The following is a 19,509-nucleotide window of genomic DNA, read 5'->3' on the forward strand; positions in this document are numbered from 1 at the left end:
TCACGCTGCCACTGCTCACGCTCACGCTCACGGTCCCATTGCTCATGCTCAGCTGCGGGCGACCCGCTGCCACAGCGTGAGCAGTTCGTCTTCGGAGTACACCCGAACGGGCGCGATCACCTCGTCGACGGCCACGAAGTAGAACACCGCGTCGATGAGGTCGGGGTCGATGCCCTTCCACCGCGCATACGCCAGACGGTAGAGCGCGAGCTGCAACTGCTTCACCTCGAGATCGTCGGCGTCGGCCGGGGCGCGCCCGGTCTTCCAGTCGACGATCTGGTACCGCCCGCCGCGCTCGAACACCGCGTCGATCTTGCACACCACGATGTTCTCGCCGAGCACGAGGTGAATTTCGACCTCCACCTCGGTGGGCGCGAGCCCGGCCCACTCCGAAGCCTCGAAGGTCGCACGCAGCTGGTCAAGGGCTGCCTCTTCGACGGCGTCGCCCGACTCGAGACCACCATCGAGATCGAAGTCGAGTTCACCGACCGCCGCGTCGAGCTGCTCAGAACCACCGATGATGCCGTACCGGTTCTCGACCCACGAGTGAAACCGGGTTCCGAGCCGCGTCTGGCGATAAGGGCGCTCGGGCATCGGGCGCCGAAGGCTCCGCAGCACGGCATCGGGGTCGGTCACATAGTCTTTGAACCGCGACGCGGCGACGCGGGTGGGAATGACGAGCGACTCGCCCGCGAGCGACGCCGCACGCTCGGCCAGGAGAAGGCTGATGGTGTGCGACCACTCCGTTTCTGCGGCGGCATCGGCGTCGAGCACCGCCTCGGCGGCGGCCGTCACGGCCGGGCGCCTCGAACCCAGCGCATCGAGCGGCCAGGGCACGAGCAGCTGCGACTGCGGCAGCGGATTCTCTTCACTCTCGGGGGCCTCGGGCAGGGCATCCGGAGCCAGCAGGCCGTGCTCGGCGAGCTCTCGCAGAAACAGGCCCGGCGCGCGCGGTTTCAGCTGGGCCGACCAGAACGAGCCGCTCAGCAGCAGGCTGTCGCGGGCACGGGTGACGGCCACATAGACCAAGCGGCGCTGTTCTTCTGCGTAACGGTCGACGATGTCGCCGCAGTAGACCTCTTTGGCCTTGGCGAATTCGGCCTGCGTGCTCGACGTGCGCCACGGCAGCACGGGTAGCTCTGAGGCGTCGCCCCGAAACTCGTAGGGCAGCTCGCCGAACGCCAGCCAGCCCTGCTTGCTCTGCGGCTTTCCGGGCAGCTCGTCTTCGACCATGCGAGGAACGCCCACGATGTCCCACTCGAGGCCCTTCGAGCCATGGATGGTCAGAATCTGAACCGTTCCCGGCTCTGGCTCGTCAGAGCGGGGGCTGAGCTTGTCGCGCTTCTCGGCCTCGGTCAGCCACGACAGAAAGGTGCCGAGGCCGGCGGTGGAGTCGGCGGCGAGAAACGAGCTGATCTGCTCGGAGAAAGCGTCAAGGCTCGCCTGGCCCAGATACGAGCGCTCGTTCGCAGCCACCTCGATGTCGAGCAGCAGTTGCTGCTTGACGAGGTTCACGAGGTCGAGCAGGTCAAGGCCCGTGCGTGTGCGGAGAAAGGCCAACTGCCTGCCGGCGAGGCGCAGGCGCTCGAGCCCCACCTCGGTGAAGCCGACGAGCGCACGATGACCATCGCGGGCCTCGCTCACGAAGTCGAGCGCATCGACCAGCGAGCGACCCTCGTCGGGCACCACCGAGCTGCGCAGCCGCTGCTTCACCTCGTCTTCGAGCTTCGCGAAGTGGTGGTCGCGCTCGGCGAGCCACGAGCCCACCCGGCTGAGGGCCTGGATGTCGCGGAGCCCCACCCGCCACCGGGCTCCGGTGAGCAGGCGCACCAACTCAGACTCGGCCGTGGGGTAGTAGATGACTCGCAGCGCCGAGACGAGGTCGGCCACGGCGGGCTCTTCGAGCAGCCCTCCGAGACCGAGCACGTGAAAGGGCACACCCTGCTCGGTGAAGGCGGTGGTGAAGGCGTCGATCTTCTTGATCGAACGGCAGAGCAGCGCCGCAGACTTCTGGCCGCCCTTCGAAGTCTTCTCGGCCAGCTTCTGCTTGAACCACGAGGCCACCTCGCGCGCTTCGTCGTTCACAGTCTCGCCGTACAGCGCGTCGAGTGTGCCGCGACCGGCATCTTGGCGGGGCTCGAGCCGGTGCACTTCGACGGGCGACGCCGCGCTGAGCGGGGCGACCAGGGTGTTGGCGGCATCGAGCACCCGTAGCGGGTTTCGCCAACTGGTCGACAGAGCAAACGCGAGCGCCCCATCGGGGTAGCCCGTGAAATCGGCGGCGAACGTGCCGAGGTTGGCCGCGCTGGCACCACGCCAGCCGTAGATCGACTGGTGCGGGTCACCCACCGCCATCACGGGCATGGCGGCGAACAGCGTCGACAGCAGGCGTGTCTGCACGACGCTCGTGTCTTGGTATTCGTCGAGCAGCACCACGCGGTACCGCTCTCGATACTCGGTGACCACGCGCGGCACTCGCTCGGTGATGGCCAGCGCGAGCGCGACCTGGTCGGAGTACTCCACGAACCCGCGGCGAACCTTCTCGAGCGCGTACTGGTCGGCGAGGTCGGCGAGCACGGGCAGCCCGCTCACGGTTCGAAGGGCATCCCGAAGCGACGCATTCACGTTCGTGACCCTGGTCGAACCGGTGGGCAGGTCGGCCAGCTGAGCGAATTCGACGGCCATGGCGCGCACGTCGGCCGAATCGACGACGTTCTCGCTGAGCGCGCGACTGAGTGACAGCACGGCGCTGGTGAGCGAATCGATGGGTTTGTCGAGATGCACGAGCCGGTCATCCGTGCTGTTGGTCACGATGCGACGGGCGAGCTGCCACGCCGACGCCTCACTCAGAATGCTCGAATCGCCCTCACGCCCGATAAGCAGGGCGTTGTCGCGAAAGATGCTGTTCGCGAACGAGTTGTAGGTGGCGACCGCGGGTGCGTCGAACGGATCGAAGTCGACGTCAGCGATTCCGGATGCTGCGAGCTGGTCGATGCGCGATCGAATACGTACCGCGAGCTCGCCCGCGGCCTTGCGGGTGAAGGTCAGCCCGAGAACCTCCGAGATACCCACGAACCCGTTGGCGAGCAGCCAGACGACACGGTTCGCCATGGTCTCGGTCTTGCCGCTGCCGGCCCCGGCGATCACAATGCTGGGTTCGAGCGGCGCCTCGATGACGGCCTGCTGCTGGGCCGTGGGCGGCGGCAGTTCGAGTGCGTGCGCAATGTCGAGCGCGCTGAGGGCGGGCCGGGGCCCGGGCCGGGAAGTGGTGGTTGGCGCGTCGATGTCGGGGCTCATTCTGTCGGGAGCGTTCACGCGGAGACCGCCTTCACAAGGTGGATGCGGTAGGCATAGCTGCCATGCGGGTCTCGTTCGTCGAGGCCCTCGCGGCCGGGAAACTCGGTGCCGGCCATGCCAACAGCGCCGGCCGTGATGCGCGTGCGAAAGAACTCGGCCGCTTCATCGTCGAGCGGGGCCTGCACAAGCAGCTTGTAGAGCACCTTGTTCGCACCGGCTCCCGAACTCAGAGCCACATAGAGCAGTACTGCTCCCCCGTTCTTGACCGGTTCGGCCACCCCGGCCACCGCGGTGACTTCAGTGGTGTGAGCGGTGTCAGTGGTATCAGCCGTGTCAGTGGTATCAGTGGTATCAGTGGTATCAGCCGTGTCAGCCGGGCGCTTCACACCGACGGCACCCGCCAGCAGGGCGAGCTGGTAGCTGCCGAGCTGGGCGTGCTCAACCACAGCAGGCCCGGTCGGTGCGTATGCGCCCGTCTTCAGGTCGACCACCGTGACGCGGCCGTCGGGCCAGCGCTCGAGCCGGTCGATCGTTCCGCGGAGGCGCGCTCGACCCACATCGAGCGTGAAGCTGTCTTCGCCGCCGAGCAGTTCGCCGCCCAGCCGCTCGAACTCCACCAGATACTGCGAGAGCCCTTCAACCCGGCGCACCGTGCGCAGGCGCTCGCGCTCCGCGAGCCAGGCCGACTCGAAGTCAAGTTCGCCCCAGCGTTCGTCGAGTTCGCTCCACAGCCCCGTCACACTGAGGTCGGGGTCGGGGCGCGCGGTCACCTCTTCCATGACGGAGTGCAGCAGCGTACCGATGCCGGCCGCGAGCCCCAGCGTGCCGCCAGACACCTTGTCGATGAACCACGCCAGCGGCGACTTCTCGAAGGTCTCGAGCTTCGACGGCGACACGTCGACCATGGCGTCGGGGTCGCCTTCGAGGTCGACCAGGGGTTCGGTGGTCGACGGTTCGAGCGTGCCGTACCAGGTCTCCGGATGCGCGGCCGGCACCCCCTCGACCGCCAGCAGTGCGAGCGCCGACGCAGCACCGGGGTCGCCCGTCTCGACGAGCCTGCGGCGCAGCACCCCCACCAGTCCACGCAGCGACAGCGGATGCCCCGCCACCCATCGTGCGCGCCCCGACCGCTCGACCGCGGCCGCCACGGGCGCAGTCACCGGCGGCACAGGCACCGGTGCCAGCCGCACGAACGGCGAGGGCTGTTCGTCGTCGTTCGCCACGGTGCTCAGCACGGTCTGCGTGCGGGCGCGCGAGACGGCGAGCGCGAACATCCGCAGCTCGTCGCCCATGACTTCGGCACGTTCGTCGACGTCGGCCACGGGGCGAGCCGCGACGACCGCACTCAGTCGGTCGGGGTGCAGCAGCGATCCGCGCAGGCGCAGGTTCGGCCACACCGACTCCTGCAGCCCCGCCACCACCACGACCTCGAATTCGGTGCCGATCACGCCGTTCGGCGTCGAGATGACCACCGCGTCGCTCACCGACCGCGGTGAGAGAGAGTCTTCGGGCACCTCAGACTCGAGGAGGTCGACGAGAAACTCGGTGGCCGGCCGGTTCGGGTACCGCTCGACATACCGTTTGGCCGAGGTGAACACGCCCAGCACGCCGTCGAGGTTGCGGTTCGCTTCGTCAGCGAGGATGCCCGAGCCCTTCGACTGCGCCAGCCACTGTTCGGGCAGGCCGCTGCCATTCCAGAGCTGCCACAGCAGTTCTTCGATGGTCGCCCCGCCCGCGTGCAGGGCGCGCACCGCCGCCAGGTTGTCGGCGAATCGCCCCACGCGCCGTGCCGGTGCCGAATCGATGGTCACGAGCCTCCCCGGCCCTTCGAGTGCGTCGGTGAGCAGCGCGTCGGCCGTGCGATTGCCGTCGCCGGCCAGTTCTTCTTGGCGAAGAGACAATCGCAACCGCCGAAGCGACACCGCGTCGAGCCCGCCGAACGGGCCGAGCAGCAGCTCGCGCGTGACGCTGTCGTCGAGAGAGCGCACCCCGATGGCCACCGCGATGGCCACGGCAAGGTGTCGGGCGGCATAGTCGTCGCGGAGCGCCCGGCCGCCCGTGAGTGTCTTCGTCGGAACCTCGGCCAGCGCCAACCCTCTCGCCAGCGACGAGATGAGCGCGCCCGAGCGCACCACGACGGCCAACTCGCGCCACGGCACTCCCCGCAACAGGTGGTGCTCGCGCAGCACCTGGGCAATGGCTGCCACTTCTGCCGCTGGCGTCGCCACCTGCAGCACCCGCACCTCGTCGACCGTCTCAGCCGCAGCCGCAGTCGCAGCCCCGGTCGCAGCCGCAGTCGCGGTCGCAGTCGCAATCTCAACCTCGGTCGCCGCCGTAGCCTCAGTCGCAGTCAGTGCCGCCACCGTCGCGCCAGCTGTGGCCGCGGCCGGATGCACGTGCGCCGCCGGCACGGGCCGGGGAGGCAGCACCGACCGCGCCGCGCGCTGCCGCCCCGCCGCGGCCGCGCCGACACGACCGGTCGTGCGATCGACGAGGCCCCGGATGCCCGGCCCGTGCCGGTACACGTTCTCGAGGTACAGCGGCTCGCCCACGGGCACCGCGAGCACCGAGCCGAGGCGCCCGAGCGCGTCTTTCTCGCCACCGCGAAAGCTCGTGGTGGCAACATCGGGATCGCCGAACGCAACGATCGCGACCCCTCGGCGGGCCAGCGTGGAGATGAAGTTCACCGCACCGCTCGACAGTTCGTGAAAGTCGTCGACGATGACGAGTTTCACCGCACCGAGCACCTCGGCACCGCCCCGCACGAGCACGAGCCGCGCCTCGGCGATGAGTTCTGCCGAATCGAGTGAGGCGTCGCGAAAGCTGGCGACGACCTGCTGGTACTCGTGTGCGAACTGGCCCGCGGCCACCCACTCGGGCACACCGTGGTGCCGGCCGAGCTCGGCGAGCGCCTCGGGTGAGACCCCGTCTTCGGTGGCACGCATCAACAGTTCGCGAAGCTCGGTTCGGAAGCCGCGGAGCACCCTCACGTCTGCGGTAAGGGGGTCGGGCCACGACGGCCCGCCGCCGTCGGCCAGGTGACCGTCGAGAAGTTCGGCGATGATGCGGTCTTGCTCGGCGCCCGTCAGCAGGGTGGGAGGCTCGGCGCCGGCCGCAGCCGCGGCGCCCTGCACGATGTGGAACGCCAGTGAGTTCACCGTGCGGGCAAGCGGCCCGTTGGTGGGCACGCCCAGGCGCAGCGCCAGCCGGTCGCGCAACTGGGTGGCCGCCTGCCGAGTGGCCGTGAGCACCATCAGTTCGCCCGGCGCATACCCGCGCACGAGCACCCGTTCGGCCACGAGCTCGACCAGCGTGCACGTCTTGCCCGACCCCGGTGCCCCGATCACCGCCACGCTCTCACCCTCGGGAACCCCCAGAACGGCGCGCTGAGATGCATCGAGCGCAGCATCGTGGCTGGCATCGAGCGCGCGGTCAGGGCCTGCGGCGGAGGCGGGAGTCGAAGTCACGAGGCAACGCTAGCGCGAGCCCCCGACACCCGGGTGTGTTCGCTCTCGGCGAGGGGCAAACGGCTCGAACGGGCTCTGCCGGGCATCCGGGCTGCCGTAATCTGGGGGTGTGGCAGAAGTTCAGCCCAACGCACAAATTCGAAAGGCACACCTGGTGGAAATCCGTATCGGCATTGCACAATCTCCTCGCGAACTCAGCTTCGAGACCAACCAGTCAGCAGAAGACATCGAGAAGACGGTTTCAGACGCCCTCGCCACCGGCACCGGCCACCTGTCGCTGAAAGACAACAAGGGCAAGCTCTACCTCGTTCCTGTTGCGAACCTGAGCTACGTCGAGATCGGCACCGAAGAGTCACGCCGCATCGGTTTCGTCGGCTAACCTACGAGCATGGAACTGCTCTTCATCGTCTTGGGTGGCGTTATTCTGGGCGCCCTGGCGCGGTACATCTTTCCGCTGCGCGACACCCACGGTTCGGTGCTGATGCCCGCTCTCGGCGCCGTCGTGGCTGCCGTGCTGTGGGAGGCACTGACCTGGCTCGGCCTCCGCTACGACGGCGGCTGGATCTGGGTCATCTCCCTCGTACTGACCGGTCTCGTCGTGGGCATCACCGATGTGGTGCTCGGTCGTCGCCGCCAGGCGAGAGACCGCGCAGAGCTCTCGTCGCTGCTCTCGGGCAAAGCCCGCGTCGCCTGAGCCGCGACGAACGATGCCCGCCACACCATTCGAGCGGGCGATCAGTCTCGACGCCGCCGACCCCCTCGCCGTCTATCGTGAGCGATTTGTCGGCAGTCTCGCGAGCAGCACCGAACCCGTGCTCGCCTACCTCGACGGCAACTCCCTCGGCCGCCCGCTGAAGAGTACGGCTGCGCGCCTTGCTGCCTTCGTCACCGATTCGTGGGGCGACCGGCTCATCCGCGGGTGGGATGAAGAGTGGCTGCAGTTGCCCACCACCATCGGCGACGAACTCGCGCGCGCCACCCTCGGCGCGGCGCCCGGCCAGACCCTCATCGGCGACTCGACGACCGTACTGCTCTACAAGGTGATTCGCGCCGCCCTCGACGCGCGGCCCGGCCGCACCGAGATCATCGTCGACTCCGACAACTTTCCCACCGACCGGTACCTGGTCGAAGGCATCGCCGCTGAGCGCGCACTGACCGTACGCTGGGTCGAGACCTCGCGCCGCTCCGGTCTCACGGCCGACCTGCTCGCGGCCGCCCTGAGCGAGCAGACGGCCGTAGTCGTGGCGAGCCACGTCGCCTACCGCTCGGGGTACCTCGCCGACGTACCCGCTCTGACCCGCCTCGCGCACGACGCCGGCGCGCTCATCGTGTGGGATCTCTGCCACTCCGCGGGCAGCGTCGAGACCCGGCTCGACGACTGGGGTGTCGACCTGGCCGTCGGATGCACCTATAAATACCTCAACGGGGGCCCCGGCTCCCCCGCCTTCGCCTATGTGCGCCGAGACCTGCTGGGTGAGCTCCGCCAACCGATCTGGGGGTGGCTGGGGCACGCCGACCCGTTCGCGATGGGCCCCGGATATACCCCGGCCCCGGGCATCCGGAGCTTTCAGAGCGGCACTCCGCCGGTGATCGGCATGCTCGCCATGCGCGACATGATCGCGCTGATCGGTGAGGTCGGTGTCGAGGCGGTGCGCGCGAAGTCGGTCGCACTGACCTCGTTCACCATCGAGTTGGCCGACGAGGTGCTCGCACCCTACGGCGTCGAGGTGGCGAGCCCGCGCGCTTCAGCCGAGCGAGGCAGCCATGTGACCCTCGATCACCCCGATTTTCGCGAGATCGTGGCCGAGCTGTGGCGTGGCGGCGTGGTTCCCGACTTTCGGGCGCCCGAGGGCCTTCGTGTGGGGCTCTCACCGCTCTCGACCAGCTTCACCGAGGTGGCCGTGGGCATCGCCGCCGTGCGAGACGCCCTCGAACGCCGCGCGGCCTGAGCCGATGAGCAGGCCGGCGGCCGAGTCGGCAGGCAGGTCGGCAGGCAGGCTGCTGGGCAGGTCAGGCGGTGAGGCCGAGGCCATCCATACGGCGGCTGTGCTTGGCGATGAGTTCAGTGAACACGGGCTCGATGCGCTGTTCGTCGGTGTAGACGTTTCCGCTCTGGTGAATAGCCGAACGCGCCACCAGCAGAGTGTCGCCCACGAGCCGGCGACCCCAGAGCGCCAGGCGCGAACCGAGCATGGGGTCGGCCGCGATGGCATCGGCCAGCAGCACAGGAATCACATCGCGTTTCGTGTCTGCCTCGATGATCTTCGCCGCCTTCGTACCTACGTCGCCCGGAATACCGGCCGCCAGCAGAACGAAGAAGTCGTCGAGGATGCCCGCGGTGAGGTAGATGCTGCTGAGCGACTCATACCAGTCGCCGCCCCGCACAACCGCCGCGTAATGGTCGATGGCCGGAGCAATGCCCTGCATCTGCGCAGCCGGATCATCGGTGACCTTGCCGAGTTCCACAACCAGGCGGTGGTGCTTGTCGAGGGCCTGCCCCGCGGCAGGGCTCAGCGACTCCTTCGCCCGAACCGACGGCGCCAACGTGGCCACCCGGGCCACCGACTCGAAGATCGACATCTGAATGTACGCAGCCTGGGCGAGGTACGGCTCGAGTTCGGGTGTCAGCTCGGCCAAGGCCACCCTCGGCACGGTGACGCCCGAGCGCCGCGGCCTCAGCCGCTGAACCTCTGTGCGCACCGGTGGGCGTCTGAAAACCTCAAACATTTCGCCGAGTCTACCGGTTGACCGGCACGCCAGAAGAACCCTCACAGCCCGCTTCTATTCCATTTTCGGCATATACCCGTTCGTCTGCAGAGCGCGGCGGCGAGGCGAAAACACCGGATGCTCAGCTAAACTACTCGCAGCCCTGACACGAATCGGGGCCTCTACGCCGCCGCCAGGCGCCATCGCCGGCCCCCGCTTCGCCGCTCTGCCCCGCACCTGCACCCGTACGTCGCGGCCAGAGATGTGCAGCATGATTTCTGATTCAGGCGTAGCCCACACATGACAGGGCATCCACTGTGACTTTCGATTCAACCTTTTCACCCACCGGCAATCCGAGCGATTCCGACGCCGACACTGACCTCGACCTCGACACCGAGACCCCGGTCATCGAGGTCATCGCGCCCGATCCGTTCGCGCCGACCGCCGAGCCCATCGAGGCGACCTTCGCCGACCTGAAGGTGGAGCAAGACCTCGTCGACGCTCTCGCGTCGCACGGCATCCTGCACCCGTTCCCCATTCAGACGCAGACCATTCCGCTCGGCCTCGAGGGCCAAGACATCATCGGCCAGGCCAAGACGGGTACCGGCAAGACCTTCGGTTTCGGTCTGCCGCTGCTGCAGCGCCTCGGTGCGAACCCCGAGCCGGGTGTTCAGGCACTCGTCGTCGTACCCACCCGCGAACTCGCCGTTCAGGTCACCGAAGACCTGCAGCTCGCCGCGGCGAACCGCCCCACCACTGTCATCGCCATCTACGGCGGCAAGGCCTACGAGGGCCAGATCGAGCAGCTGAAAGCGGGCGCGCAGGTCGTCGTCGGAACCCCCGGCCGCCTGCTCGACCTCGCCGGCCAGCGACTGCTCTCGCTCGCCAACGTCAAGGTGATGGTGCTCGACGAGGCCGACAAGATGCTCGACCTCGGTTTTCTCGCCGACGTCGAGAAGCTCTTCGCCCAGACCCCCGCCGGCCGTCACACCATGCTCTTCTCGGCCACGATGCCGGGCCCGGTTGTGGCTCTCGCGCGCCGTTTCATGTCGCGCCCCATTCACATTCGCGCCACCGACCCCGATGAGGGCCTCACACAGGCCAACATCAAGCACGTCGTGTACCGCGCACACAACCTCGACAAAGACGAGATCATCGCGCGCATCCTGCAGTCGGAGGGCCGCGGCAAGACCGTGATCTTCACCCGCACCAAGCGCGCCGCCGCCCGCCTCGTGGAAGAACTCGGCGACCGCGGCTTCAACGCCGCAGCCGTGCACGGCGACCTGAACCAGGAGCAGCGCGAGCGCGCCATGGCCGCCTTCAAGGCCGGCAAGCGCGACGTTCTCATCGCAACGGATGTCGCCGCCCGCGGAATCGACGTCAATGACGTGACGCACGTGATCAACCACACGATTCCCGAAGACGAGAAGACCTACCTGCACCGTGCCGGCCGCACCGGCCGCGCGGGCAAGACGGGTATCGCCGTGACCTTCGTCGACTGGGACGACATGCACAAGTGGGCGCTCATCAACCGCGCCCTCGACATGGGCCAGCCCGAGCCGGTCGAGACCTACTCGTCGTCACCGCACCTCTTCGAAGAACTGAACATCCCGGTGGGCACCAAGGGCCGCCTGAAGCCCACGCCTGCTGCCAAGGGCCAAGACGCCGCCGATCGCCCGCCCCGCGCCCCGCGCGAAGGCTCACGCGATGGCGGTCGCGACGGCTCACGCGACGGTTCACGCGACAGTGGCCGCAGCGGTTCGGGGCGCCCCGCCCGCGAGGGTTCGCGCGACGGCTCCGGCCGCACCGGTGGGCGTGACGGTGGCCGGGAAGGTGGCCGCGACGCTCGCAGCACCGACACGGCGATCGCTGCTGACGGCGTTGTCGCCGACGGCTCCGCGGCTCCCCGCGAGGGCGGCGACCGGCCTCCTCGCTCGCGCAACCGCCGTCGATCCGGTGGAGCCGGCACGGCCGGCGGTACGGGCAGCGCGGCGGGCGGCGAGAGCACGTCGAGCGATGCCACGTCGAGCAACATGCGCGGCGACACCACCGCGGTGAGCTTCTCGGGTTCGGGCGACGCCGGTGCGGCATCCGGCGCCTCGGTCGACCACCCCGAACAGCACGGCGGCCACGAGCACCACGACGGCAACAGCGCACCGCGCCGTCGCAGCCGGTCTCGCAACCGCGCACCGCGCGCGCCCCACGCCGAGTAGCGCGGCCCGAGGTGTCGGCGCTTTCGCCCCTCACCCCTGCTGAAGAGGTGAAACGCGGCGCCCTTCGCCGCATGAAGTTGCTCGCCACCGGCCTTCTGGTGCTGATGGCGGTCATCTTCGCTGTGTCGTTCGCGCTGCAGGCCCGCTACCCATGGCTTCAGTACGTACGCGCGGCGAGCGAAGGCGGGATGGTCGGTGCCCTCGCCGACTGGTTCGCCGTCACGGCGCTGTTTCGGCGGCCGTTGGGGCTGAAGATTCCGCACACCGCCATCATTCCCACCCGCAAGAACGAGATCGGCGAGAGCCTCGGCGAGTTCGTTGAGGAGAACTTTCTCTCTGACGCCGTTGTGCAAGAGAAGCTGGCGTCGGTCGGTGTGTCACGGGTGGTGAGCGGCTGGCTCAGCCAACCCGCGAATGCGCATCGGCTCACGAACGAGATTGCCGGTGGCCTCACCGGTGCGCTGTCGTTTCTGAGCGACGACGAGATTCGCAGCGTGATCGAGGGCCTCGCTCGCACCCACCTCGTGGGGCGCGACTGGTCGCCGCAGATCGGCGAGCTGGCCTCGAGCGTTCTCGCCACCGGGCACCAGCACATCGCGGTAGACCTGCTCGTCGACAAAGCCGAACAATGGCTGGCGGCGAACCCCGAATCGTTCACCGCACTCGTGTCGAAGCGGCTGCCGAGCTGGCTGCCGTCATTCGTCGACCGGCTCGTCGACGACCGCGTGTACCGCGAAGCGCTGAAGTTCGTGCAGTCGGTGCAGGCGAACCCCGGGCATCCGTTGCGGAAGGCCCTCGACGAGTACCTGTTGCGCCTCGCCGACGACCTGCAACACGACCCCGCCATGATGAAACGGGTCGAAGCTCTCAAAGAGCAGGTGCTCGACGACCCGCGGCTGCGCGAACTCGCCGCGCTGGCCTGGCAGGCGATCAAAGACGCCCTCACAGCCTCACTCGAGAACCCCGAGAGCGCACTGCGCCTGACGATCGAGTCGACCCTGGTCGACGTGGGTACCCGATTGGCTTCGGATGCCCGGCTTGCGTCGACCGTCGACACCTGGGTGGCGAACGCGGCGTCGCACCTGCTCGCGAGCTACCGTCACGACATCGCTGCCGTCATCTCTGAAACCGTCTCACGCTGGGACGGCAAGGAGGCCAGCCAGAAGATCGAGTTGCAGGTGGGGCGCGACCTTCAGTTCATCCGCATCAACGGCACGGTGGTGGGGTCGCTCGCGGGGCTGGCGATCTTCGCTGTGGCGCAGGGGCTGCTCTCCGCCTTCTGATCCGCGCCTCTCGCGGGCGCGCAACAGTAAGCGCGGAGCTACGCGGTCGGAGCCATTGCGCCGTACACGGGCGCCGAACCGGTGGCGCGGGCGATGAGCGCCGCCACCACCTCGGGCCGCGTGGTGTTCTCGCCGAGCCTGTTGGGCTTTCCCTCGCCGTGGTAGTCGCTCGAACCGGTGATCTGCAGCCCGAAGAGGGTCGCGAGCTCGTGCAACCGTTCCCGGCCGTCGGGCGTGTTCTGTCGGTGGTCGATCTCGAGCCCGAAGAGCCCGGCATCGACCAGCTCTCGCAGGGCGGCCTCGGGAATCACCCGGTCGCGCCCACCCGCTCCGGGGTGCGCCAGCACCGGCACTCCCCCGGCCGCCACTACGAGCTCGACTCCACGAAGCGGTGTCGGTGCGTAGTGCGGCTGAAAGTAGCCGGCCCGCCAGTGCAGAATGCCCTCGAACGCCTGGCTGCGTGTTGCTGCGAGCCCCTTGGCGACGAGCGCATCGGCGATGTGCGGGCGACCCACGGTGGCACCCGCGCTGGTGTGGGCCAGCACGTCGGCCCAGGTGAGGTCGTAGTCGGCCCCGATGCGGGCGACGATCTGTTCGGCACGCTTGAGCCGGGCATCCCGAATCGTGGTGGTCTCGGCCAGCAGGTCGGCGTTCAGCGGGTCGAACAGGTAGGACAGCAGGTGCACGCTCGCGTGGCCCTGGCGCGTGCTGAGCTCCATGCCGGGAATCAGGGTGAGTTCACTGTCGCGCGCCGCCTGCGAAGCTGAGGCCCAGCCTGCCGTCGAGTCGTGGTCTGTCAGCGCGAGCGCGGCAAGGCCGGCGCGCTTCGCCGCGACCACCACCTCGTACGGCGTCTCGGTGCCATCCGACGCGCTGCTGTGCGTGTGCAGATCTATGGGTGCGCGCAGAGCGGGCGTGGCATCGGGCATACCCCATCGTAAGCTCACCGCGTCGAGCGGGGGTTCACCCCGAGGGCCCACGCCCTTCGGCAAGACTTTCACGGCGCAACGCGCGACAATGGAGTCATGGCTGACACCACCGAAAAGACCCCCCGCGCCACGTCGAACCGCTCCACCACGCCCGGCTCCGACGCATTCAAAGATTACATTTCGAGCAACTGGGCTGAGCGAACGGATGCTCTGCCCCCGGCCCGCAACGAGGCCGCCTTCGCCGCCGCCCGCCGCACCCGCATCGGCGCGAAATACCCGGGCAAGCGCCTCGTCATTCCCGCTGGCCGCCTGAAGCAGCGCTCGAACGACACCGACTTCCCGTTTCGCGCCCACACCTCGTTCAGCTACCTCACCGGCTGGGGTTCCGACTCCGAGCCCGGCGCCGTGCTGGTGCTCGAGCCTGTCGAGGGCGGGGCTCACGTGGCCACCCTGTACTTTCGCGAGCGCGCCGGGCGCGACTCCGACGAGTTCTACGCGAACCCCGAGATCGGCGAATTCTGGATCGGCCCGCGCCCCTCACTCGCCCAGGTGGCCAGTGACCTGGCGCTCGAGACCCGTGCGATCGCCGAGCTCGACGACGTGGTCGACACCGCCGACGAGCACACGCTGATCGTGCGCGACGCCGACCCCGAACTCACCGCACTGCTCGACGAGAGCCGCAGCCACAGCGCAGCGGCGCTGAAGGCCATCGCCGAGCTCGACGCGGCCGAAGCGCTCACACCGGCCGGCGAGCCAGACCCCGAAGACATCATCGCGCCCACGCCGAGCGAGCCCGAACGCATCGAGCTCGACACGGTGGCCGACCGACACGCCGACTCAGACCTGCTCGAACGCGATCTCTCGGAGATGCGCCTCGTGAAAGACGAGTACGAGATCGCCCAGATGCGTCTCGCCATCGCCGCCACGGCCCGCGGCTTCGATGACATCGTCGCCGACCTCCCCCGCATCACCAGCCACGAACGCGGCGAACGACTCGTCGAAGGTGTCTTCAACGGGCGCGCCCGGGCCGACGGCAACGCCGTGGGGTACGACACCATCGCGGCGTCGGGGCCGCACGCGTGCATCCTGCACTGGACCCGCAATGACGGCCCGGTCACACCGGGCGACCTCATTCTGGTCGACGCCGGCGTCGAACTCGACAGCTACTACACCGCCGACATCACCCGCACCCTGCCGGTGAGCGGCACCTTCAGCCCGGAGCAACGGATGATCTACGAAGCCGTTCGCGAAGCAGCCGACGCCGCCTTCGCCATCGTGCGCCCCGGTATTCGGTTTCGTGAGATCCACGCTACGGCCATGTCGGTCATTGCGCGGAAGACCGCCGAGTGGGGGCTCCTGCCGGTGTCGGCCGACGAGGCTATGCAGCCCGAGAACCAGCAGCACCGCCGTTACATGGTGCACGGCACGAGCCACCACCTGGGGCTCGACGTGCACGACTGCGCGAAGGCGCGCCGCGAGATGTACCTCGATGGCGTGTTGGAGCCCGGCAACCTGTTCACGATCGAGCCGGGGCTGTACTTTCAGCCCGACGACCTCACGGTGCCGGAGTCGTTTCGAGGTATCGGTGTGCGCATCGAAGACGACATTCTCGTGACGGCCGATGGCGCAGAGAACCTGTCGGCGGGCATCCCGCGCTCGGCCGACGAGGTCGAGGCGTGGTTGGCGCGCTAGACGCATGGATGGGCCACTGAAGCCTGGTTGGCACACTGAAGCCTGAATGGGCCACTGAAACCTGGTTGGCCCACCGAAGCCCAGTCGGGCCGCCCGTCGACGAAGCGGCTGCCGTGAGCCTGGTCAGACGGCGCGCGGCGGGTCGCTCGGGTGCTCGGCGGGCGGGCTGAATGGGGGCGGCGTGGGTGCTGTTTCAGTGCCAGGCTGAGGCGCTGCTGAAGCGGCTGGCTGCGCCCACGAGCTGCCCGGCGCCACAATGTTTCGCGCCCGATTGGCCACGTCGCCGTCGGCGATGATCGAATAACTCGTGGCAATGACCTGCATCGTCGACGTGAAGTCACGTCGACGCCTGGTGACGGCGTGCGACACGATGCGAAACAGCATTCCGAACCCTGCACCGATGAGCAGCGCCGCGCCCACGAACTCGAATGACGTCGCCGTCGGCGAGAAGATGACGAGCAGCAGCCCGAAGAAGATGCCCAGCCACGCGCCACTGATGGCGCCCGACACGGCCGCCTTGCCATAGGTGATTGTGCCCGTGATGCTCTCGACGGTCTTCAGATCGCTGCCGATGATGGTCAGTTGGCTCACCGGAAAATCGGCCTGAGACAAGGCTTCGACCGCGGCTTGAGCCTCTTCGTACGTCTCGTAGGTCGACACGATCTCGCCGCGGGGAATACGAGGGGTGGCTCTCGGGCGGGGGCCGCCGAACGGCATCTGGTTGCTCACTCCCCCATTGTTCCACGCACGTCTCCCGGTGCGCCTTCGAGCATGCAGTGAGACGGTCTAAGTTAGAACTGTGAGTGCCACCAGAGTTTTCGTCGCCAGGCTGGCCGGGTGCACCGTTTTCGACCCCGCGGGCGACCGCCTGGGCAAGGTGCGCGACGTGCTGGTTGTCTACCGCTCCAACGATTCGCCGCGCCTCGTCGGCCTCATCGTCGAGATCCCCGGCAAGCGCCGCGTCTTTGTGGGCATCGGTCGTGTCACCAGTATTGGCAGCGGCCAGATCATCACCACGGGTCTGATGAACGTACGGCGGTTCCAGCAGCGCGGTGGCGAGGTTCGAGTGATCGCCGAGATTCTCGGTCGGCGCGTGGTGTTCAGCGACGGTTCGGGTGACGCCACCATCGAAGACGTCGCCATCGAGCAGGCCGGCGCGGGTGAGTGGAGCGTCTCCCAACTGTTCCTTCGCCGCCCGAAGACGAGCGCCAGCCCGTTCGGCAAGGGCCCCACCGTCTTCGCCACGTGGGGTGAGGTGGTCGAGAAAGGCCAGACCGGCCAGTCGCAGTCGGCCGAGCAGCTCATTGCCACTTACGGCGACATGAAGCCCGCCGACCTCGCGAACACGCTTCTCGATCTGCCTCAGCTGCGCATGCTCGAGGTTGCTGAAGAGCTTCCGGATGCCCGCCTCGCCGACGTTCTCGAAGAGATGCCCGAGAGCGACCAGGTCGAGATCATGAACCAGCTCGACGACACCCGCGCGGCTGACGTTCTCGACCAGATGCAGCCTGACGACGCGGCTGACCTCATCGCCCAACTCTCAGAAGCGCGTGGCGAAGAGCTGCTGAAGCTCATGCAGCCCGAAGAAGCAGACGACGTGCGCATGCTGCTCGCGTATGCACCCGACACGGCCGGTGGCCTGATGACCACCGAACCCATCATCGTGTCGGCCGACGCAACCGTGGCCGAAGGCCTCGCCCTCATCCGCCGTCACGAACTCGCACCGGCTCTCGGTGCCGCCATCTGCGTCACCCTCCCGCCGTACGAACCGCCCACCGGCCGCTTTCTCGGAATGGTGCACTTTCAGCGAATGCTGCGGTACCCGCCGCACGAGCGGCTCGGGTCGCTCATCGACGACGGCCTCGAGCCTGTCACGGCCGAGACGAGCGCGGCTGAAGTCTCGCGTATTCTCGCCAGCTACAACCTTGTTTCTGTTCCCGTCGTAGACGAGAACCACCGACTTGTCGGGGTGGTGACTATTGACGATGTTCTCGACTACCTGTTGCCCGACGACTGGCGAAGTCAGGAGGGCGATACCCGAACGCGCGCCCGTTCGGTGCCCTCACTGCAGACCAAGACCGGCACGATTCCGCTTGTGAACGCGGCTTCTGCCGCCCACGAAAAACCCTCACGCGGAAGGAGACTCGGCAATGGCTCGTAGTACCCCCACCCGGTCATCCAGCACCCGTCTCGACGGCCCCAAAGGCCTGCGCACCAACGTTCTGACCCCGCGCAACCGCCAGAACCGAACCAACCGCGACCGTTTCGGTCGCGCAACAGAGTCGATCGCCCGCGGCATGGGCACCCCGTGGTTTCTCATCATTCTGAGTGCGTTCGTTGTGCTCTGGATCGGGTTCAACACCTACGGCCCCGAGAACCTGCGTTTCGACTCGGCTGCCATCGGCTTCACCGCGCTCACGCTCATTCTGTCGCTGCAGGCCTCGTACGCCGCTCCCCTGATTCTGCTCGCGCAGAACCGGCAAGACGACCGAGACCGTGTGCAGATCGAGCAAGACCGCCAACGTGCCGAACGAAACCTCGCCGACACCGAATACTTGGCGCGTGAAGTGGTTGCACTGCGGTTGGCCATGCAAGACATGGCCAGCAAAGACTTCATCCGAGGCGAGCTCAGGGCACTGCTCGAAGAGTTGAGCGTCGCGCAGAGCAGCATCGAGCAGAACCGTGCAGAGCAGAACCGCGCCGGCGAGAGTACGGCTGCGAACCGTGTCGAGGCAAGACAACCCGGTGCCTGAGGTCGCGGCGGCCTCGGCCGTTCGGCTGGCCCTCTCCCGCGTGCTCGACCCGGAGATTCGCAAGCCCATCACCGAGCTCGACATGGTGGGCGACATCACGGTGAACGAGGTCGGCGAGGTGTCGGTGGGCATCAAACTGACGATTGTCGGATGCCCGGCCGCCGACACCATCGAACGCGACGTTCGTGCCGCAACACTCGGCACCGCGGGGGTGACGGCCGCGAGCATCCACGTCACTATCATGACCCGCGAGGAACGCGCCGCCCTCACCGAGAAACTGCGCGGCCCGGGAGGTGCCCGAACCATGCAGTTCGGGCCAGAGGCACTCACCCGCATCTACGCCGTGACCAGCGGAAAAGGTGGGGTGGGCAAGTCGACGCTCACCGCCAACCTCGCCGTGGCGCTGGCGGCAGAGGGGCTGAGCGTCGGCATCGTCGACGCCGACGTGTACGGGTTCTCGATTCCGGGCATCCTCGGCCTCGTCGTGAACGGTCAGACGCAGAAGCCCACCCGCGTCGACGACATGATTCTGCCGCCCGTTGGCTACGGAGTGAAGATCATCTCCATCGGCATGTTCGTCGATGACAATGCCGCCGTGGCGTGGCGCGGGCCGATGCTGCACCGAACGATTCAGCAGTTTCTCACCGACGTCTACTTCGGCGATCTCGACGTTCTGCTGCTCGATCTGCCGCCCGGCACAGGCGACGTGGCCATCTCGGTGGGGCAGCTGTTGCCGCACGCCGAGGTGCTCGTGGTCACGACTCCCCAGCCCGCCGCCGCCGACGTGGCCGAGCGCTCAGGCGTCGTCGCGCGCCAGACCGGCCAGAAGATCGTCGGCGTGATCGAGAACATGGCGGGCCTTTCCCAGCCCGACGGCAGTGTGCTCGAGCTGTTCGGGTCGGGAGGAGGGGCAGAGGTTGTTCGGCGGCTGTCGGCGGGTCAGGATGCCCCCGTGCCCCTGCTCGCCTCGATTCCCCTCAGCGTGGCCCTTCGCGCCGGCGGCGACGTGGGCGCGCCCATCGTGCTCACCGACCCGCTCGACCCGGCCAGCGTGGCGATCCTCCGCGTCGCGGCCCAGCTCGCCGCCCGCCCCCGCGGACTCTCCGGCCTGAAACTGCCCGTCACCCCCCGCTGACCCGCCGCTCTGCGGCCCCGGCACGACGCGACGC

14 protein-coding genes are annotated in these 19,509 nt (G+C 68.0%); 9 read left to right on the forward strand and 5 right to left on the reverse strand.

The genetic code is table 11. The features are described from left to right. Positions 1-48: 48 nt before the first annotated feature. Entirely contained in the window at positions 49-3,297 is a 3,249-nt protein-coding gene (locus D4765_RS09200) for an ATP-dependent DNA helicase (protein ID WP_136642054.1), read from the reverse strand. A gap of 14 nt (positions 3,298-3,311) precedes the next feature. Continuing rightward, entirely contained in the window at positions 3,312-6,764 is a 3,453-nt protein-coding gene (locus D4765_RS09205; protein WP_136642004.1) for an ATP-dependent DNA helicase, read from the reverse strand. A gap of 154 nt (positions 6,765-6,918) precedes the next feature. Between D4765_RS09205 and D4765_RS09210 the strand changes: the two genes are divergently transcribed. Genes D4765_RS09210 through D4765_RS09220 form a run of 3 tightly spaced genes read left to right on the forward strand, consistent with a single transcriptional unit; the run spans position 6,919 to position 8,713 of the window. Then, positions 6,919-7,143 (forward strand): DUF3107 domain-containing protein, encoded by a 225-nt coding sequence (locus D4765_RS09210; RefSeq protein ID WP_136642005.1) that lies wholly within the window; start codon positions 6,919-6,921, stop codon positions 7,141-7,143. 9 nt (positions 7,144-7,152) lie between these two features. Continuing rightward, positions 7,153-7,458 carry a hypothetical protein gene (locus tag D4765_RS09215; protein ID WP_136642006.1) on the forward strand — a complete coding sequence of 102 codons (306 nt, stop codon included), beginning with the start codon at positions 7,153-7,155 and terminating at the stop codon, positions 7,456-7,458. 13 nt (positions 7,459-7,471) lie between these two features. Beyond that, positions 7,472-8,713 (forward strand): kynureninase, encoded by a 1,242-nt coding sequence (locus tag D4765_RS09220; RefSeq protein WP_136642007.1) that lies wholly within the window; start codon positions 7,472-7,474, stop codon positions 8,711-8,713. 61 nt (positions 8,714-8,774) lie between these two features. Here D4765_RS09220 and D4765_RS09225 read toward each other — a convergent pair whose 3' ends face one another. After that, positions 8,775-9,491 carry a ferritin-like fold-containing protein gene (locus tag D4765_RS09225; RefSeq protein ID WP_237280338.1) on the reverse strand — a complete coding sequence of 239 codons (717 nt, stop codon included), beginning with the start codon at positions 9,489-9,491 and terminating at the stop codon, positions 8,775-8,777. 431 nt (positions 9,492-9,922) lie between these two features. Between D4765_RS09225 and D4765_RS09230 the strand changes: the two genes are divergently transcribed. Together D4765_RS09230 and D4765_RS09235 are read left to right on the forward strand one after the other, a co-directional pair. Continuing rightward, positions 9,923-11,683, forward strand: coding sequence for a DEAD/DEAH box helicase (locus D4765_RS09230; protein WP_237280345.1), 1,761 nt, complete (start codon positions 9,923-9,925; stop codon positions 11,681-11,683). A gap of 11 nt (positions 11,684-11,694) precedes the next feature. Then, positions 11,695-12,966 (forward strand): DUF445 domain-containing protein, encoded by a 1,272-nt coding sequence (locus D4765_RS09235; protein ID WP_237280339.1) that lies wholly within the window; start codon positions 11,695-11,697, stop codon positions 12,964-12,966. A gap of 38 nt (positions 12,967-13,004) precedes the next feature. Here D4765_RS09235 and D4765_RS09240 read toward each other — a convergent pair whose 3' ends face one another. Continuing rightward, the gene (locus D4765_RS09240) at positions 13,005-13,895 is read right to left on the reverse strand and encodes a PHP domain-containing protein (protein WP_136642008.1); all 891 of its coding nucleotides are present in this window, start codon (positions 13,893-13,895) and stop codon (positions 13,005-13,007) included. A gap of 96 nt (positions 13,896-13,991) precedes the next feature. Between D4765_RS09240 and D4765_RS09245 the strand changes: the two genes are divergently transcribed. After that, entirely contained in the window at positions 13,992-15,587 is a 1,596-nt protein-coding gene (locus tag D4765_RS09245; RefSeq protein WP_136642009.1) for an aminopeptidase P family protein, read from the forward strand. Between the two features lie 123 nt (positions 15,588-15,710). Here D4765_RS09245 and D4765_RS09250 read toward each other — a convergent pair whose 3' ends face one another. Next, a complete protein-coding gene (locus D4765_RS09250; protein ID WP_237280340.1) occupies positions 15,711-16,316 on the reverse strand; it encodes a YflT domain-containing protein in 606 nt (201 codons plus the stop codon). A gap of 70 nt (positions 16,317-16,386) precedes the next feature. Here D4765_RS09250 and D4765_RS09255 point away from each other — a divergent pair, with 70 nt between their 5' ends. The 3 genes from D4765_RS09255 to D4765_RS09265 are packed head-to-tail and all read left to right on the forward strand — an operon-like array spanning position 16,387 to position 19,475. After that, positions 16,387-17,748 (forward strand): magnesium transporter MgtE N-terminal domain-containing protein, encoded by a 1,362-nt coding sequence (locus D4765_RS09255; RefSeq protein ID WP_136642010.1) that lies wholly within the window; start codon positions 16,387-16,389, stop codon positions 17,746-17,748. Beyond that, positions 17,738-18,340, forward strand: coding sequence for a DUF1003 domain-containing protein (locus D4765_RS09260; protein ID WP_136642011.1), 603 nt, complete (start codon positions 17,738-17,740; stop codon positions 18,338-18,340). The genes D4765_RS09255 and D4765_RS09260 overlap by 11 nt, the downstream gene beginning before the upstream one ends. Further along, the gene (locus D4765_RS09265) at positions 18,312-19,475 is read left to right on the forward strand and encodes an Mrp/NBP35 family ATP-binding protein (RefSeq protein ID WP_237280341.1); all 1,164 of its coding nucleotides are present in this window, start codon (positions 18,312-18,314) and stop codon (positions 19,473-19,475) included. Before D4765_RS09260 ends, D4765_RS09265 begins: the two co-directional genes overlap by 29 nt. The last annotated feature ends 34 nt before the right edge of the window (positions 19,476-19,509 follow it).

Source organism: Subtercola vilae (assembly GCF_004923255.1).
GTDB classification, from domain to species: Bacteria; Actinomycetota; Actinomycetes; order Actinomycetales; family Microbacteriaceae; genus Subtercola; species Subtercola vilae.

Bases quoted from the DNA above. Each gene is read 5' to 3' on its own strand.
- D4765_RS09200 (WP_136642054.1), bottom strand. From the start codon at position 3,297: ATGAGCCCCGACATCGACGCGCCAACCACCACTTCCCGGCCCGGGCCC.
- D4765_RS09215 (WP_136642006.1), top strand. From the start codon at position 7,153: ATGGAACTGCTCTTCATCGTCTTGGGTGGCGTTATTCTGGGCGCCCTG.
- D4765_RS09220 (WP_136642007.1), top strand. From the start codon at position 7,472: ATGCCCGCCACACCATTCGAGCGGGCGATCAGTCTCGACGCCGCCGAC.
- D4765_RS09225 (WP_237280338.1), bottom strand. From the start codon at position 9,491: ATGTTTGAGGTTTTCAGACGCCCACCGGTGCGCACAGAGGTTCAGCGG.
- D4765_RS09240 (WP_136642008.1), bottom strand. From the start codon at position 13,895: ATGCCCGATGCCACGCCCGCTCTGCGCGCACCCATAGATCTGCACACG.
- D4765_RS09245 (WP_136642009.1), top strand. From the start codon at position 13,992: ATGGCTGACACCACCGAAAAGACCCCCCGCGCCACGTCGAACCGCTCC.
- D4765_RS09260 (WP_136642011.1), top strand. From the start codon at position 17,738: ATGGCTCGTAGTACCCCCACCCGGTCATCCAGCACCCGTCTCGACGGC.